Origin of the sequence: Kribbella sindirgiensis (genome assembly GCF_004331435.1) — a bacterium.
Lineage (GTDB): Bacteria > Actinomycetota > Actinomycetes > Propionibacteriales > Kribbellaceae > Kribbella > Kribbella sindirgiensis.
In genome coordinates this window covers 73,889-91,100 of sequence record NZ_SJKA01000006.1, presented here as the reverse complement: position 1 = coordinate 91,100, position 17,212 = coordinate 73,889, and the positions used below count along the sequence as shown (strand labels likewise).

General features: G+C 68.8%; 10 protein-coding genes and 1 pseudogene. 6 read left to right on the top strand and 5 right to left on the bottom strand.

Annotated features, from left to right (window positions below):
- Window positions 1–6 precede the first annotated feature (6 nt).
- Genes E0H50_RS18250 through E0H50_RS18230 form a run of 5 tightly spaced genes read left to right on the top strand, consistent with a single transcriptional unit; the run spans window position 7 to window position 6,474 of the window.
- A complete protein-coding gene (locus tag E0H50_RS18250) occupies window positions 7–1,518 on the top strand; it encodes a sugar ABC transporter ATP-binding protein (protein ID WP_131289807.1) in 1,512 nt (503 codons plus the stop codon).
- Window positions 1,515–2,528 (top strand): ABC transporter permease, encoded by a 1,014-nt coding sequence (locus E0H50_RS18245; RefSeq protein WP_131289805.1) that lies wholly within the window; start codon window positions 1,515–1,517, stop codon window positions 2,526–2,528. The genes E0H50_RS18250 and E0H50_RS18245 overlap by 4 nt, the downstream gene beginning before the upstream one ends.
- Before the next feature lie 18 nt (window positions 2,529–2,546).
- Window positions 2,547–3,848, top strand: coding sequence for a hydantoinase/oxoprolinase N-terminal domain-containing protein (locus E0H50_RS18240; protein ID WP_131289803.1), 1,302 nt, complete (start codon window positions 2,547–2,549; stop codon window positions 3,846–3,848).
- Window positions 3,845–4,948, top strand: coding sequence for a DUF917 domain-containing protein (locus E0H50_RS18235; RefSeq protein WP_131289801.1), 1,104 nt, complete (start codon window positions 3,845–3,847; stop codon window positions 4,946–4,948). Before E0H50_RS18240 ends, E0H50_RS18235 begins: the two co-directional genes overlap by 4 nt.
- Entirely contained in the window at window positions 4,945–6,474 is a 1,530-nt protein-coding gene (locus E0H50_RS18230; protein WP_131289799.1) for a PucR family transcriptional regulator, read from the top strand. The genes E0H50_RS18235 and E0H50_RS18230 overlap by 4 nt, the downstream gene beginning before the upstream one ends.
- A gap of 4 nt (window positions 6,475–6,478) precedes the next feature.
- On the opposite strand, the gene E0H50_RS18225 is transcribed toward E0H50_RS18230, so the two are convergent.
- From E0H50_RS18225 to E0H50_RS18215, 3 genes are all read right to left on the bottom strand, one after another.
- Window positions 6,479–8,164, bottom strand: coding sequence for a hydantoinase B/oxoprolinase family protein (locus tag E0H50_RS18225; RefSeq protein WP_238151046.1), 1,686 nt, complete (start codon window positions 8,162–8,164; stop codon window positions 6,479–6,481).
- On the bottom strand, window positions 8,161–10,209 hold the full coding sequence (locus tag E0H50_RS18220; protein WP_202868199.1) for a hydantoinase/oxoprolinase family protein: 2,049 nt from the start codon (window positions 10,207–10,209) through the stop codon (window positions 8,161–8,163). Before E0H50_RS18220 ends, E0H50_RS18225 begins: the two co-directional genes overlap by 4 nt.
- Window positions 10,210–10,488: 279 nt before the next feature.
- Complete coding sequence (locus tag E0H50_RS18215; RefSeq protein WP_131289797.1) at window positions 10,489–11,589, bottom strand: hypothetical protein; 1,101 nt, start codon at window positions 11,587–11,589, stop codon at window positions 10,489–10,491.
- Window positions 11,590–11,832: 243 nt separating this feature from the next.
- Between E0H50_RS18215 and E0H50_RS44525 the strand changes: the two are divergent.
- Window positions 11,833–12,165, top strand: a pseudogene (locus tag E0H50_RS44525) (nSTAND3 domain-containing NTPase); the annotation flags it as partial.
- Between the two features lie 103 nt (window positions 12,166–12,268).
- Here E0H50_RS44525 and E0H50_RS18210 read toward each other — a convergent pair.
- Both E0H50_RS18210 and E0H50_RS18205 read right to left on the bottom strand, forming a co-directional pair.
- On the bottom strand, window positions 12,269–12,541 hold the full coding sequence (locus tag E0H50_RS18210) for a hypothetical protein (protein WP_131289795.1): 273 nt from the start codon (window positions 12,539–12,541) through the stop codon (window positions 12,269–12,271).
- Window positions 12,541–16,539, bottom strand: a complete 3,999-nt coding sequence (locus E0H50_RS18205; protein ID WP_131289793.1) for a patatin-like protein — start codon at window positions 16,537–16,539, stop codon at window positions 12,541–12,543. Before E0H50_RS18205 ends, E0H50_RS18210 begins: the two co-directional genes overlap by 1 nt.
- Window positions 16,540–17,212 lie beyond the last annotated feature (673 nt).

The window sequence follows — 17,212 nt, the reverse complement described above, 5'->3', positions numbered from 1 at the left end:
TCCCCCATGACCACTGCTACCAAGGCGCCCGGCATCTCGGTTCGCGGCGTCGGGAAGAGTTACAGCGGCGTCAGCGTCCTGCGCGATGTCGATCTCGGCATCGCGCCGGGCGAGGTGCACGGGCTCGTCGGCGAGAACGGCGCCGGGAAGAGCACCTTGCTCAAGATTCTCGGCGGAGTGGTCCGGGCCGACCACGGCACGCTGACCTTCGACGGCGAGCAGGTGACGTTCGCGCGGCCGCGCGACGCGATCGCGCAGGGCGTCAGCCTGATCTCCCAGGAAGGCGCACTGGTTCCCGCCCTGACCGTGCTCGAGAACGTCTTCCTCGGTCGCTGGACGCAGACCGCCGGCGTACGGCGGGCCGCGCACGACCGGAAGCGATTCGACGAGCTCATCGAGCTGACCGGTTTCCAGGTGGATCCGCGGTCCCGGGTCGACCTGCTGCCGACCGGCGTACAGCAACAGGTCGAGATCCTCCGGTCCCTGGCCCGCGGTGCGCGGGTGCTCGCGATGGACGAGCCGACCGCCGTCCTCAGCGAGCACGAGAAGGACAACCTGATCGCGCTCATCCGCCGCCTCGCCGACGGCGGTACGACGATCCTGCTCGTCTCGCACTTCCTCGACGAGGTCCTCGGGGTCGCCGACCGGATCACTGTGCTGCGCGACGGGGCACTGGTCGCGACCGAGGACGCCGCCACCCAGACACCGCGCAGCCTGGTCCGGCAGATGGTCGGTCGCGAGATCGACATGCTCTACAGCACGCCGGACCCGGTCCCGGACGACGCTCCGACAGTGCTCTCGGCCCGCGGCCTGCGGCGCGGACCTGTCCAGGGCGTCGACCTCGACGTCCGGGCCGGAGAGATCCTCGGCCTCGGCGGCCTGGTCGGCAGCGGGCGCTCCGAGACGCTCCGGCTGCTGTTCGGCGCCGACCACGCGACAGCAGGCACAGTCCAGGTCGACGGCGCCACGCTCACCCGGCTGTCGCCGCGGCGGGCGATGGCCGCAGGCATCGCCTTCGTGCCGGAGTCACGCAAGGAGCAAGGCCTGGTGATGGCACGCTCGGTCAGCGAGAACGTCGCGCTGTCATCACTGCCACGCCGCCGGACCGGTCCCGTCGTACGCCGTACGGCCGAACGGACCGCGGTCGACACCGTGTCACGCCTGGTCGACATCCGCGCCGCGGCCAAGGACGCGCCGATCGAGACCCTGTCGGGCGGCAACCAGCAGAAGGCGCTGTTCGCCAAGTGGCTGCTGTGCTCGCCCCGGATCCTGCTCGTCGACGAGCCCACCCGCGGTGTCGACATCGCCGCGAAGAGCCACATCCACCACCTGATCACCGAACTCGCCCGGGACGGAATGGCCGTCGTGTGCGTCTCGTCGGAGATCGACGAGCTGCTCGCCCTGTCCCATCGGGTCCTCGTCCTCCGGCACGGGCGCCCGGTCGGCGAGTTCCCGCGGGGAACGGCCAAGGAGGTCGTCATCGCCGCCGCATTCGGAGACGAAGGAGAGCCGACGTGACCGTCGACGCAGCCACCCCCGCCGAACCGTCCACCCAGTCGCCGCACCCGGCCACAGGGTCCACAGGATCGCGGCGGGCGATCCGGATCCGCGACTACGGCATCCTGGTCGCACTGATCGCGATCGTGATCGCGTTGTCGGTCAGCACCGACACCTTCCTGACCAGATCGAACCTGATCAATCTGCTCGACCAGTGCACGGTGGTCGGGCTGCTGGCCGCCGGCGCGACGGTGTGCATCCTGAGCGGCGTGTTCGATCTGACCTCGAGTGCCACGCTCGCGGTGTCGGCGATCGTCGGCGTCGAGATCATGCGGTTGACCAACGTGCCGGTCGGCTTCGGCGCGGCCGTGGCGGCCGGGGCGGTGCTCGGTTTCGTCACCGGAATGATCGTCGTACGCAGCGGGATCAACTCGTTCATCGCGACTCTGGCGACCAGCATCATCTACCGCGGCGTCGCCGTCGTCGTGACCGCGGGAGCCATCGTCTACCCGCTGGAGACGCAGACGGAGAACTTCGGAGCGTTGACCTGGCCTTCCGTGTTCGGGCTGACCTCGGCCACGGTCATGTTCGTCGCCGTCGTGGTCGCCATCGGGCTGCTGATCTCGACGACCACCTTCGGGCGCCGGGTGTACGCCGTGGGCGGCAACCTGGAGGCCGCTCGGCTGTCCGGGATCCGGGTCGGTTCGGTCCACGTCGCGGCGTACGTCATCAGCGGGGTCTGCTCCGCGCTGGCGGGGCTGATCCTCGCCTCCCGGGCCGGCTCGGGCCAGTCGACCATGGCCACCGGCGCGGAACTGACCGCGATCGCGGCGGCGGTGATCGGCGGCACCAGCATCCTCGGCGGCGAGGGCGCGATCTGGCGCGGCGTGGTCGGAGCGTTCCTGCTGACCTTGATCGGGAACGGCTTCAACCTGCTCGGCTGGGACACCATCTACCAACAGGTCCTGCAGGGCTGCCTGATCCTGTTCGCGGTCACCACCGACCGTTGGTTGCGCCGACGGTCCCGCTAGCGGCTGTACCCTGACGTGGTGTCTCGCACTGGCGAGTTCGCACACGTCGGCGTGAGCCTGCACCCGGAGCGCTCGTTCGCGGTCGTGGTGCATGGCGCGGCCGTTCTACCGGTCGAGCCGGCTCGGGCCGACCTCGACGGGACGATCGCGTCCGCCGTCCGGACAGCGATCGGCGAGTTCCCGGGCGGGCCGATCGCGGTCACCGTGGACCTCGCGCCGATGTTGCTCGACGCCATCACCCGAGCGGACAGCGGGCTGCCGCGGGTAGCGGTGATCCGCGTCGTACCGCGGCCCGCCACCGACCCCGCGCTGGCACGCTCCCCTGCCGCCCTGGTCGAGCGGCAGGTGGCGCGCCGGTTCACCGTTGCCGGCGGCCACGACCTGCTCGGCAACGAACTCTGTCCGCTGGACCAGGGCCGGCTCGCAGAGGTCTGCGCCGAACTCGCGGCCGGCTCGATCCGGCATGTGGCGATCGTTGCCGCGGGCTCCCAGGCGCGCCCGGGCCACGAGCGGGGCGTCGCCGACGCGATCCAGACCGCGATTCCGGGCGCCCGGATCTCCGCCGCGAGCGAGTACGGCGGCCACGGACTCGTCGCGCGGGAAGCCACCGTTGTGCTCGACTGCGCCCTCGCGGGCGTCGCCGAGCAGCTGATCGACCGATGCGAGCGGGTGCTGAGCCGGTTACCCGGCGAATTCCAGCTGCGGGTGGCCCGGGGCGACGGCGGCTACACGACCGCGTCGCGGATCCGGACCATGCCAGTGGTCGCGTTCGGCGCGACCGACGCCCTCGAGGTCTGCGGCGCCGCCTACCTCGAGGGCCTGGCCGACTGCCGGGTTCTGCTGACCCGCGACGGAACGCAACTGGCAGGCGAGGTCCGGCACGGCCTGGCCCAGGTCAGCCTGGCCGAGTCGGCGGGCATCGGCACCGAACTCGTCGTACCGACCGCGGTCCTGACTCCCGAACGAGACGTCACGCGGAGCGGAGTGCCCGGCCGAATGCCCGACGTACCCATCGTGCGGGCACGACGGACTCCGGAGCTGCTGGCCTGCGTCGGCGCGGCCGTCAGCTCGCCGACGTCCTGGCTGGACGAGGTGGCGTTCATCGAGTCCGCCGACCAACTCAGGACAGTCCGCCGCGACGCCGAGGAACGCGCCACGGCGTACGTCACCGCCAACGGCGCGGCACCCGGTACCGCCTTCTTCACTGAGGTCTCGACGGTGGCCGTCCCGTACAGCCCGGCAGGCACGGTCCGCATCCGGGTCCGTGTCGCCGGTACGCCGGACATCGGCCTGGCCCAGCCACTCCAGGAAGCCCCATGAGCGGTGCCGCCACCTGGATCAGCGCAGCGGACGTGCCGGCGTTGTACGAGGGCGCCAAGTTCTACGCTCCGGCTGTCGGCGACGCGAGCCGGTCCTCCCTGACGTCATGGTTGACCGGGCTCCTCGAACGAGAGGGGCCGGTGCCGCTGCATCGCGTCGAAACGATGGCCCCGGAGACCCCCTGCGTGTCGTTGTGTGTGCTCGGATCCGGGTCGGCGCTGGCCGACCTGCCACCGGCCGGGGACGAGTTCGTGTCCGCGATCCGCCAGATCGAACAGTTGCAAGGTGTCCGATTCGGGGCCGTGTACCCGCTCGCTGCAGCCACGGTCAGTGCCCTCGTACCGGTCGCCGCCGCGGCCCAGCTCGGCGTACCGCTGCTGGACGCCGACGGTATGGGACGTGCGTTCGCGCTGATCCATCACACCGCGATGCACCTCGCCGGAATCTCGCCGACGCCGCTCGTCGCCTACGGACCCACGGGTGACAGTGTGCTGGTGGACGCGAGGACAGGTCTGCGGGCGGACCTGCTGCTCCGGGCCGGCCTCGATGCCCTGGGCGGCTGGGCAGCCCTCGCCTCCTACCCGACCACAGCCGGCGCGCTACGCCGGGGCGCACTGCCCGGCACCATCTCCCGGATCGCCAATGTCGGACGGGTGCTGCTGCAACAGAACGATCCGGATCTGCTGATCAGCCGGCTGGCCGCGATCACCGGATGCCGCCGGCTCGGCCGGGGACGGATCTCGGAGCTCGAGCAGCTCAGCCGGCCCACCGACGGCAGCATCCCGGCCCACCCGTCCAGCGTCGTGATCGACGAGATCGACGGTCAGCGACGACAGTTGCGCATCGAGCTGCGCAGCGAGATCGTCGCGGTGTTCGCCAACGGCGAGCTGATCGCGGGCGCACCCGACCTGCTGTGTCTCGTCGATGTCGCCCGCGGCACACTGGCGACCCTCGACAGCCTCGAACGCGGTGACCTGGTCGACGTGCTCGTGACCCCGGGCGACGCGGTCTGGTACTCCGACGAGGGCATGGCGATGGTGGGCCTGAACTTCCACGGCATCCCGCTCGACCATCCACGGCGACTGCGAGGTGAAGCGTGAGCCAAAGTCCCTCGACCCTGCCGATCACCCTCGGCGGCCTGGTCCGCATCCAGCCCCTGGCGGGCGCGAGCCGGTTGCACTTCGCCGACCCGTTGCGGCAGGTCGAGCAGGTTGTCCTGGCCCAGACGTTCGAGCGAATGCGCCGGTGCGCTCCGCACGTTCTCGTCGTACTGCACGACACGGCCGCCGCCGGCGGCTGGTCGCTGGCGGCCGCACTTCACCTGGCGTGGGAGCGCAACGTCTCGGCGGTCGTCGTTTCGCGCACCATCGCCGGGTCGGCCGGTGCCGCGCTGGCCGAACGACTGAACATGACGCTGCTGGCCATCGACACCGATCCGGTCGACGTCGCACTCCAGCTCGCCGGCCAGGTCAGCGCACCGGCCGCGGCACGGGCGTTGGGCCAGGCCCTGTGTGCCGAACGGCTCGCCGAGCAGACCAACGTTCGCGGTGTTCTGGGCGTCCTCAACAGCGAGCTCCAGAACATGCCGGTGGCGCTCGTGATCGGCGAGACTGCCGTGGCCGGCCGGGTCGCCGCGTTACAGGACAAGACGAAGGCTCGGCGGGTCGAGGTCGAGGTGCAAGGACCGGGCGAGCAGCCGTGGGCACGGTTGGTCGCGGCCGTTCCGGTGAACGGCCCGATGGCTGTCGAACAGGTCGAATCACTGCTCCGGTTGGCTCGTCCTTCTCTGCAAGCAGCTTGGGCTCAGACGCGGCTCGACTCGACCGTTCACTCCGCCCACGAGCAGGCGGCGTTCGGATTGCTGCGACGGCTGGCCGCCGAGCCGGTCCACGACGCTCCCGCCGTACAGCCCGAGATCGAAACACCGTCCTGGAGCAGCGAACTGGGCTGGCAGGTCGACGGCGCCAACCGGGCGGTGTGGATAACACCGCTCCGCCCATCCGGTGAACCGTCCGAAGAGGTCACTCATCTGGTCCGTGCAGCTTGGCAGCGCGGCCGAACGCACTGGCCTCTGGTCGTCGACAGCGACAGCTGGATCTCCTGGCACAGCAGTGAGGAACCAGACGACGTAGGACCGCTACGCCGGGCCGTGACAGCCTTTCGCGACTCGGCGGAAGCGCACCGGCTCGTCATCGGCGTCGGCCAGGCCCATCCGGGCGTCGCCGGGTTGCTGCGTTCGGTCGCCGAGGCGCGGCTCGCCGCACATGTCGCGCGCGAGCAAGGGCCGGCCGGCGTGCAGTGGTTCGACCAGGTCGGCGCGTCCGCCGCACTCGCCTGGCTGCCGACCACCGAGATCGCCCAGGTCGCCGACCTCTGCCTCGCCGAACTGATGGACGCCCGCGACCGGATGGCGCTGGTACAGACGGTGCTCGCCGTACTGGACTGCGGTGGCTCACTCAGTCAGGCCTCGCAGCGTCTCGGCGTACACCGGAACACTGTGCTGGCGAGACTGACCAGGGCCCGGCAGCTCGGGCTCGCGTACGACGAACCCGAGCAGCGGCTTGCCCTGCACGTCTTGTGTTACGCGCTGGCGGCCCTGTGGACGCAAGCCGGCGCCGAGGACTAGAGCGCTACCCCCCGATGCCGTAGCGGGTCATCGCGGCCTCGGCGCTGATGTTGCCGTCACTGACATCGGCGCGTACGTCGTCGGACGATCGCTCGACCGGATCGCCGTACCCACCGCCGCCACCGGTCGAGCAGCGGACCACGTCACCCGCCTTCAGGTCGAGGCCGTTCACCTTCAGCAGCCGCCGTTCGTCCGGGCGGCCGGGGTTGACGACCACCTCGGGGCCGACCGCGTCCTCGCCGCCGAACAGCCCCCAGGCCGGCTGCCGGGAACGCTCGAACCACAGTGACACCGACAGGTCGGTCTGCGCCTCGTACTCGCGGATCACCCCGTTGCCGCCACGCCATCGCCCCGCGCCGCCCGAGTCCTCCCGGATCCGGTACTCCGTGATTCGCCACGGGTACCGCGTCTCGTGGACCTCGATCGGGATGTCCTTCAGCGATCCGTTCACGTTGTTGATCAACGCGCTCTCACCGTCCGAGCCCCGCCAGGCGCCCCAGCCCCCAACCGTGGCCTCCAGGCTGACGAACTCGCGGCCGACGCGAGGATCGACCCCGGCCGTCAGGATGATCATCGAGTCGCCGTGGCTCGCCCCCGCCACGCTGTCCGGAAGCGCCGGAGCCAGCGCCCGGGCGACCATGTCGATCAGCAACCCGAGATGGGAGAAGTACCACTGGCAGGCCGCCGGAGAACGGGCCCCGAGCACCGACCCTTCCCGCACCTGGGTCGTCATCGAGCGGAACGAACCGCCGTTCCCCGGCAGGTCGGGACTGACCAGCAACTTGTAACCCACCCGCAGGGCCGACACCGCCTGGGCGACGCCGCAGTTCACCGGCCCGACGGTCTGGTCGGCGGACTCGGTCACGTCGAAGTCGATCGTGTCCCCCGCCACCGTGATCCGGAGCCTGATCGGGACCGGGGTGCTCAGATCGATGCCGTCGTTGTCGAGCACGCCCTCCGCGTCGTACACCCCGTCGGGGATGGCCGCGATCACCTCGCGTTCGAGCAGCTCGGTCTGCCGGAAGATCTCGTCCCGCGCGGCCTCGACCGTCTCCAGGCCGAACCGGCGCACGATCTCCTGCAGCCGCTTCTCCCCCATCGTGATGCACGCGATCATCGCGTTCATGTCGCCGGTGGTGGGATACGGGAACCGGACGTTGGTGGCGATCGTGTCGACGACGCCGTGCACCGGCTCACCACCGGCGACCAGCTTCTGCGGGCCCAGCCGCAAGCCCTCCTGGAAGATGGTCACCGAGTCCATCGAACCGCCCGGATCCTTCGAGCCCACGTCGATCCAGTGCGCCCGCGACGCGGTGAACCCGATCAGGGCGCCGTCGTCGAACACCGGTCCGAAGATCGTCACGTCGTTGAGGTGCGTGCCGCCCAGGTAGCTGTCGTTCAGGATCCACACGTCACCGGGCTGCCAGACCTCGCGCCCGAACCGCTCCTCGGTGGCCAGCGTGCAGGTCTCCAGGTTGCCGAGGAAGATCGGCAGACCCGCCGACTGGCCGAGCACCTGGTGATCGGCGTCCAGCAACGCGACCACGCAGTCGCCGCACTCGTAGATGATCGGGGTGTAGGCCGAGCGGATCAGCGTCGCGTTCATGTCGTCGGCCGCGGAGGTGAGCGCGTTGCGGATGATCTCGACCGTCACCGGGTCGATGTCGACGCGGTCCAGAGTGGTGGTCACAAGGTGTCCTTCCGCCGGATGAGCAGAGAGCCGATGTCATCGACGCCGACCGTGTGGTCCGGCGGTACGACGGTGGTCGCGGTGTCCTCGACGACGATCGCGGGGCCGTCGAAGGTGTGGCCGACGGACAGGTCGTCACGGCGTACGACGATCGACTCGCGAGGCTCACCGTCGAAGACCACCGTGCGGATCTGATGCGGGAACTCCGCGGAGGTCGCGGCCGGCCACGGCTGGGGAGCGGGCCGCGCCACCTCGCCGATCGCGGCTGTACGCAAGGTGACCAGCTCGATCGGCGCGCCGAGATTGGCATGCCCGTACCGTGCCTCGTGCAGGGCGGCGAACCGTTCCGCCAGCGTTTTCAGGAAGCCTGGCCGGGACGGTTCCTCCGCGTCGGTCAGCGGGACGGTCAAGGTGTATTCCTGCGCCTCGTAGCGGACGTCGACGGAGTGGTTCGCCGTACGCCGGTCGTCGGCGACGCCCTCGCTCGACAGCGCCTCGATACCCGACTGCTCCATCCGGGCCAGGGTGGCCGCCATGTCCGCGCCGTCCAGATCCTCGTCCAGGAAGAAGTACGGCTCGCTGTAGTCCTGCCGGATCTGCGTCTGCAGCATGCCCCAGGCGGAGAAGGCGCCGGGGAACCGCGGCACCACGGTCTCGGTGATGCCCAGCTCGCGGGCCAGGAACGCCGCGTGCATCGGTCCCGCACCGCCGAACGCGACCAGTGCCGAGTCGCGCGGCTCGATGCCGCGGGCAACGGTGATGGTCCGGATCGCCTGCGCCATCTTGGCGTTGGCGATGTCGCAGATCCCCTCGGCCATCGCCGTCGTACCGAGTTCGAACTGCTCCGCGAGGCGACCGACGGCCTCCGCGGCCAGCGTGGTGTCGAGGGTCAGCTGACCGCCGGCGAACCCCTCGGGGTCGATCCGGCCGAGGACCAGGTTCGCGTCGGTGACCGTGGGCTCGTCGCCGCCCCGGCCGTAACAGGCCGGCCCTGGCCGCGCACCGGCCGACCGCGGCCCGACCCGGAGGCCGCCCGCCTCGACCCATGCGACCGAACCGCCGCCCGCCCCGACGGTGTGGATGTTGACGACGCTCATCAGCATCGGCAGCCCTTCCAGCTGCGCCTCGGCGGAGACGTCCGGCTCACCGTCCACGATCAGCGACACGTCGAACGACGTACCGCCCATGTCGATGCCGATGAGGTTCGGCCGTCCGGTGCGGCCGGACAGCTCGGCGCACGCGATCGCACCGCCGACCGGGCCGGACAGCAACGTCTGCAGCGGCCGGCGACGCGCCGAGTCCGCGGTGAGAATGCCACCCGACGACTGCATGACGTGCAGCGGTACGGCGAGTCCACGCTCGGTCAGACGCTGCTCCAGGTCGGCCAGGTACCGCCGTACGATCGGGCCGGTGTAGGCGTCGACGACCGCCGACGAGGTGCGTTCGTACTCGCGCCACTCCTTGGCCGCCTCGTGCGACAGCGACACCGTGACATCGGCGCCCAGCTCCTCGATCAGGATCTCGCGGGTACGCAGCTCGTGCTCGGGGTTCTTGTAGCTGAACAGGAACGCCACCGCGATCGCGCCGTACCCGTTGCCGGCCGCGTCCCGTGCCGCCTTACGCACGGCCTCCTCGTCCAGCGGGGTCAGTTCCGAACCGTCCGCGGCGATCCGCCCGCCGATGCCGACGATGTCGCGGCGCGCGACCAGCGGTACGGGCTTGCGGTAGTGCAGGTCGTACAGACGTGTCCGCGGCCCGCGGGCGATGTGATAGCTGTCCTCGACGCCGGCGGTCCCGAGCAGCAGCACCGGCACCCCGCGCCGCTCGAGAAACGCGTTCAGCCCCTGCGTGGTGCCATGGACCAAGAACTCGATGCCGGCCGGCTTCTCGACCACCGTGTCGAGCCCGGCCAGCACCCCCTCACTGAGATCGCCCGGCGTCGTCGAGGCCTTGGACGCCGCGAACACCCCGTCCTGCTGGTCGTACGTGACCACATCCGTGAACGTCCCACCGATATCCATCGCGACCCGATAACGCCCGCTCATACACACTCCTCCAGCCGTCGGAACGTGCGAGAACCGTAGGTCGGACGACCGCGACCACACTGTGCGCCCGGCCCACCCGAACCGCCTTCACGCGTGCCGAGCGCACGATTCCACTACCCCGCGCTCGAGCGACCGGACTCATGTCGCCGAAGATCTGCCCGTCGACGCGCCGCTGGCCGGCGGTATCGCCCATCGCACTCGATATGAAGACGCGCTGCTCGGCGAACCATCACCCTACTCGCTGCTGACTGCGTCACACCGTGACATCTACCGGTCGCGCTAGCTGTCGCTGGTGCGTGGGGTGAGGCGGAAGCAGATTTCGAAGCGTTCGCCGTACTTGCGGAAGAACAGCTCGTTCGCGCGCCGGCGCTCGGCCCCGCGGACCTGGCGGACCGAGAACTCCGTCGGCGGCTCGTTCTGCCATTCACTCATCTGGACGAAGGCACGCTCCGCCAGGCCCGGATCCTCGGCAAGCTCCTCGCCTCGGACGTAGAAGATGCCTTGATCGGTGACATAGTGGACGTCGATCGTCATCGGATCATCGGCCGGACCGGAGAGCGTCAACTCCTTCGACCGGTACTGGTCGAGGGTGCAGGTCCGCTTGTCCGCGGTAAGGGCCGCGCGACGTTTGTCGATGAAGTAGCCCCAGGGCGTGCTGGTCATGTGGGTCTCGATCTGCGGCGCCTCCGCACTCAGCTCTCCCTCGATATGGAACGAGATCAGTGCGCGATCGTCCCACCGATACACCTGCACCTGCGGATGCTGATGGCAGACGTAGACGTGGAACTTCGACAGAAACTCCGCACCCTGACACTCGTCGCGCCACTTCATGATCAAGCGCAAGTTCGTGTAGATCGTCGTGGTGACGTCGAGCCGCGGGCCGAGCTCGTCGGTACGACGTCTCGCCGCGGTGGAGTCGGGATTCAGAATGAACAGCTCGAAGTACGCCCCGCGACGCAGCGACTCCTCGACAGCGGCGAGGAAGTCGTCACTCATCCACGGCTCCAGGAGTTCGGTGCAGGTCTCCAGAATCGTCACCTGCTGACTGCTCCTCCGCACATTGCGGATGTACACATTCGGGTCGAACCTCGGATGCTCAATGGTCGAAGACTCGTTCAGCGCGACCACGACCGCCTGCACCAGACCGTAGGTGATCAACGCCAGCAGGAGCGTCGACCCGACGTTCAGCAGCAGTCCCTGCCAGTAGCTGCCAGGGTCGTCCGGCCGGACCAGGAATGCACCGACAAGCATCGCGGCGGAGATCCCGGAGGTCGCGACCGCGAGTGCCAACTGCCTCGGCCTGCGTCTGGCCAGCATCCGCAACCGCACCGCCACACCGAGCCGCGTGCGGCGGCGCCTCAACGAACTCGAACCGGCCACCTGCCGAGACAATCGTCCTCCAGTTGCGCTCTCGGAGGGTCCGACCCTAGCGGCAATCCGGGTCCTGCAACTGCTACCCAGAGCGGTCGTCGGGAAAGTACTTGTACTCCACAATGATCCGCTCGTCGTCGACGCAGTAGTCCACCCCGCCGTCGCCACCCGGCCGTTCACCGCGTAGCCCCGCTCACCAAACTCGCGCCCCAGCAGGCACGGACTGATCAGGAACCTGCGCCAACGGCGAGCATGACAGACGCTCGTTGCCGAACGCCTCACAGCGACGCGGGAAGCGGGATGGAGATCAGCGGACTACGGCGCGTTCTGGGGCCACGACACCAAGGCCAGGGACGCCTACCGCTGGGCCAAGTCCTACGCCTTGAGCGAGCAGCATCTCGGTCCGCAACTGAAGGATCTCAGCGAGGAACTCCACGGAGCCGCGTGCTGACGACCACTCGCGACTACATCTACCGCGACGCCCGCCCAAGGTTGAAGGAGTACATGTTCTCGCGGCTGCGCGAGCAGAAGGTCGTCGTCGACATCATGGAACTAGGTACGACTGAGAAGGAGCAGATGCTCTACAACCATCTGAAGTCCGGCGATCAGCCGGCCGCAGTGCTGGCGGCAGGCGTCCCCATCTGCGCGCGGTGGCGACCGCTGAACGATTCCAACCCGAGATCGCACATCACTTGTCGTTGCGAGGATTCATGCCACCCGCTAGGCCCCTGGCGAAGCCGACCTGCTGGCGTGCTTCGAACACCCGAACGATCTTCTGACGGATGTTCTGAACGGCCTGGAACCCGAACAGCGCGCGGCCTTCGAGGCGGTTTACCTCTCGAACGATGAGCTCACTGCGCCGTTTGGTTGTGCCCGACAACCGATTGTCTGCAGCAGTGACGGCTCTCGACGCGACAGTCGCTGGAACCGCCCGAGCGTTCTCTGCCAGCATGGCTGACATCAGGCAGTGGTGACGAGTTTGTTGATGCGCTTGCGTACTCGGCGGCCGCCTCGGGCCAGGGCGAGGCCAGCGGGTGCCGATCGCTTGAGCAGGCAACGGAATCGCAGGTCTGCTTTCCAGAACAGCTTCACCACGTCAGGGTCGCCGAGGTCGGCCTGCCAGGCGATCGCGCCCGATCGCACATCGGCTACGAGTCGCTTCGACACCGATCGGACCGACCCGAGCAGGATGGCGACGGGTACGACGTACAGGAGCAGCAAGCTGAACACCACAGTGGTTGCCAGCGCCGATCGCCAGACCCAGTTCGGATCAGCCGGCCACCACCAGATGATGCCAACGGCAATGATTGCGTAGCACGTCCCATAGATCACCGACCAGGTTGCCGCCACCCCGCTGGAGTGGCTGACGCCGCGGGCCTGGTACACCTGGCCGGCGTCGGTGTTGACCTCGAACCAGGATTGCAGCCGCCGCCCGGTCAAGTACCCGACGATCCATCCGGCCGCTGCGGCACCTGCAGCGACGACAAGCAGCCAGAAGCGCTCGGTCTTCCAGGTTTCCACCTGACCGTCGGTCCAGTCGACCAGGCGGACCAGCCCGTAGACCGCGGCCGCGAGCACCGCGAGCCCAATGGCCGCCAGCACGATCCAGCCGAGGCAGGCCACAAGTCGCAGCACGACTCGCTGACGGACGGGCAGATCCGCAGCCGTCTTGCGGAAGAAGCGCTTCACCAGCTTGTCCAGCGCCCGGTACAACGTCGAGATCGGACTGCGCAGCTGCGACGGCAAACTCCCGAGGAGCATCAGCGCGAGCGCCAGCGCGACGATGATCCCGGCCACCGCCAGCGAGTGGTGCTGACTGGAGTCGCTGGTACTCGACCAGCCCTTGGACGCGAACGCGACGAGCGGAATGACCGGCGTCAGCAGTACGACGCCGTGCAGCAACGTACCGGTCCGCATCGCCGCAACGCCGAACGCTGTCAGCAATGCGCCGACGCCGATCGCGGTGGCTGGGCCGGCAGCCCATCCATTGATCTCGCCGAGCAGCGAGAGCGCAAGCAACAGCGCGCCCACCGCGAGGGTCAACTGGGCCAGGAACCGCGCGATAGCGCCACCACCCGCGAGGCCGAGAATCGTCCAGTAGGGCACCATCATGCCGCCCCGGAGTGTTCGGGTGACCGGCTTGATCGCATCCAGACCGGACCGGCTGCTGTCGGCCACCGTCACGGCGACACTCGCCGCCGTCGCCGCCGTACGGATCAGCTGGTCGCTGCGGGCCTCCTCGTTCAGCGGCTCGCGGCCGATACCGGCCCGATCGAAGGCCCGCAAGGCCTCCACACCTACCGTCACCTCTTTCTGCGTCAACGGTCCCGAATCCACGACATTCGCTCCGACCGCCTTCACTCTGGCGAGCAACGCCTTGTGCTCGACCAGGAACAGCTCCCCTTTCGAGTCCGGGTTCGCCCGGTCGATCCTGTCGGCGTTCACCGCGGCCTCGATCGACGGCAGTTCCTCGACCACCACCCGCAAATGCACCGCCCAGGCCGCCAGGGAAGCGAGCTTCGGCAGGTTCGCCGGCAACTCCTGCTTGTCCAACGAGTACACGGGCTCGAGCTCCGCCACCGCCTCGACCGCGAGCGCCTTCAGGTCCTTCGTCAGCGGCCACCGGAAGAGCTTTGACGTCAGGACGGCGACGAACTTCTCCGCGGTCTCGGGATCGGCGCCCTGGCTGAGCTGGATCGCGCGTCGCCGGAGTCTCTCCGGCGACAGGATGACCTGGCACAGCATCGTTGCCGCATCCATCCGGCCCCAGGTCCAGTCGTTCATCCGCCAGGACCGCTTGAGGAAGCCGCCGAAGCGGTTGAGCGACATCCCGCCGACCTTGTCGTCCAACGTGGTCGACTGCTGCGCGAAGTGGTTCTGCGTCTGCAGCGAGATCTGCACCAAGTCGAGGGGATGACTGCTCGCGGCACCGGACTCGTCCGCCAGTGTCCAGGCCGCGACGTGTAACCAGAGCAGGCGGGCGCGGACGATCCGCCGGTTCCGCTCCCGCGCAGCGGGATCGCCGTCCGGCGCGAGGTCGGCGAACAGTGTCTGCCACGGGCGGAGCCCGGACCACTCCGCGATCCTCGCGTCGTCGACCGACTGCAGGATCCCGAGGCTGTCGACGACGACGCCGACGATCCTGCTGATCGCATCGGCCGACGTGATGCCTGGTGTCCCGGCCGGCACGAAGTTCGCGTCGAGCGGAGCATCATCTGCCTGTCCGCTCAAGGACTCCAGCGCCTCCCGGCGTCGGCCGTCCCGCAGCCCGTCCTGATCGGCGCGATGCTCGCGTACGTCCTCGAAGATCTCGAACCCAAGGACTTTCAGTTCGGCGTCCGCGACTGCCGCACCGTCATTGGCCATCGCGCGGGCGTAATGCGCGAGCCGCAGCGTCCAGTAGTCCGCTCCCGGCCTGAGCGTACTGAGGACACGATCCTTGGTCCAAGGCCGGTCGATCTTTTCCCGTACGTCGCGAAGCTCGGCGCGGGCCGTACTGACAATCCCGCGCGCCGCAGACAGCTGTTCGCAGATGTCCGTTGCCGACGTCACGCTGATCAGCCGGTGCAAGAGATCCATCACCGCGTCGGCGACGTCGAGTCCTGCGGTCGTACCCCACGGCCAGTGCTCCGGCGGCTCGTCACCCTCGGTCGGCAGCTCTGCAGGGATGTACGGCAGACCTGGTGGGTCGGCTTCGAACCAGTGGCGCTGGGCGGTCTCGACGGCCCGTTGGATCCGGCGCAGCGACCAGTCCGCCGGAGGCACGACTCGCTCGGCGAGATCGCGAGCGGCCCGCCTGATTCGTTGGTTGCGGTACTGGCCGAACACCGACTTCGCCAACGGCTGCAGACCGCCCGGTCCGTCGAGTCCGCCCATGATGTCCAGTCGGGTGCCGCGCCGAGCGGTCGCGGCCGAGTTGTGTGCCTCAACCTCGTTGACGAACGTCCGGCTGCCCTGGCTCAACAGAGCACCGAGCACTCCACCCATCGCTCCGGCGGCCGTCGGCGGCTCGTCGTCCTGGTCGGCTTGATCCGGCCGATTGACCGGCGCGTGCGGATAGACGAGCAGCATGACGCGCTGCACCAGACCGGTGGCCGGCATCCGGGCGATCGCGCCGAGCGCGGCCTGGGTCGGCGTGTTCGCGAGCAGACCGCCGTCGACGGCGTACCTCGATCGATCGGGTGGCACGGCCTCCGCCGGTCCCGCGGACCGCCACGACACGAACCCACCGAGATCGGGCCGTGCGCCCGGGTCGGTGAGATCCATCGGCTTACCGTCCGGCATCGACGCCGGTCCGTCGTGGTGGCGAGCCGGGACGAAACACGGCTCGAACGCCAACGGGAACCCGGCCGTACAGCGGGCCGCCAACGCCAGCGCGGCGGCGAGTTCATGATCCTTGTCGAGCGTGAAGTCGTCACGCGATTCGCCGCGGCGGAACGTGAACACACCTTGATGCAACATCTGCGGCAACTGCTGCCCGAGCGAGTCCACCGTCACCGTCCTTGCCCCGTGCAGCAACGTCGTAGTGATCATGAGCTCGATCGGATGCCTGGCCCCGGTGTTGCTGTCGAGTCCCTTGCTGAGCTGCTTCATTGCCTCGTACAACTTGGGCAGGAAGTAGTCGTCACCCCGCAGCAACGACGCCGGCGATCCCTTGAACGGCCGCTGCAGCAGTGAATCCATCCGCCCCTGCTCGGACCACAGATCCCGCATCACCGCGACGTCGGCCTTCTCATTGGCCTGACTCAACGCCAGCGCAGCCCCATTGATCCCGCCGGCCGACGTACCGGCGATGACGTCCGCCCGAGCCGTCACGTCGAGCAGTTCAAGCAACCGCCCGTACGGCCCCTTGGGCTTGGTGACGCGATCGATCTCCCGCACCACCCCACCCATCCAGACCGCCAGGCTCACCCCACCATTCAGGACAACAGCAAACCGAATCTCCTCCGGCACACCCATGACGTCCCCCAAGCCACCCCTGAGCCGCCCCCGGCCCCTGGCTGGATGGTACGCCCACTGTCACCCTCCGTCACCCCCTGCAGCAGTCCTCCGCTCGGTGACGACAGGTCGCTCGCCCTCGACCTCGTCAGGGGCACCGGCGGCACCGACGATCAGGGGTGGAAAGCCAGTCATGGAAGCGGGAAATCGGGGGCGGTGACAATAGTGTCCGAACCACCTGCGTCGTTGCGAGAGCTCATCCGATCAACGGGCGCCAACGTCAACTTCCTCCTCACCGACGCCTACGGCCCACAACGCCTCGGCGACTGAACCAACCGCAGGACACGCCCCTGCCCCGGTCCGGCACTGCCGGACCGGGGCAGGGCCTTGTGGAGGTCTCGGGGCAGGGCCTCCCGGACTGGATTACCTTGGAAGCTTGACATGTCGAGACCACCGCTGCCGATCGGAACATGGGGACGCGTCTCCACCAAGGTCGTCAAGACCGAGAAGAACGGCAAGCCATCGAGCACCAGACGCCACCAGGTTCCGCGACCACGCGACAGTGGCGCATTCAAGGTCACCCGCAACGGCACGGGCGGCTCTCACCCCAGATGTCGTCCGATGGTCATGCGGAGCGTCGGCCGGTCGGCAACAGCGATCCCAGGTCGAGGGAGGTCGCAGCTGTGAGCAACTC

Excerpts from the sequence above, each read along its gene's own strand:
- E0H50_RS18235 (WP_131289801.1), top strand. The coding sequence starts at position 3,845 with ATGAGCGGTGCCGCCACCTGGATCAGCGCAGCGGACGTGCCGGCGTTG.
- E0H50_RS18210 (WP_131289795.1), bottom strand. The coding sequence starts at position 12,541 with ATGTCAGCCATGCTGGCAGAGAACGCTCGGGCGGTTCCAGCGACTGTC.
- E0H50_RS18205 (WP_131289793.1), bottom strand. The coding sequence starts at position 16,539 with ATGGGTGTGCCGGAGGAGATTCGGTTTGCTGTTGTCCTGAATGGTGGG.
- E0H50_RS18250 (WP_131289807.1), top strand. The coding sequence starts at position 7 with ATGACCACTGCTACCAAGGCGCCCGGCATCTCGGTTCGCGGCGTCGGG.
- E0H50_RS18220 (WP_202868199.1), bottom strand. The coding sequence starts at position 10,209 with ATGAGCGGGCGTTATCGGGTCGCGATGGATATCGGTGGGACGTTCACG.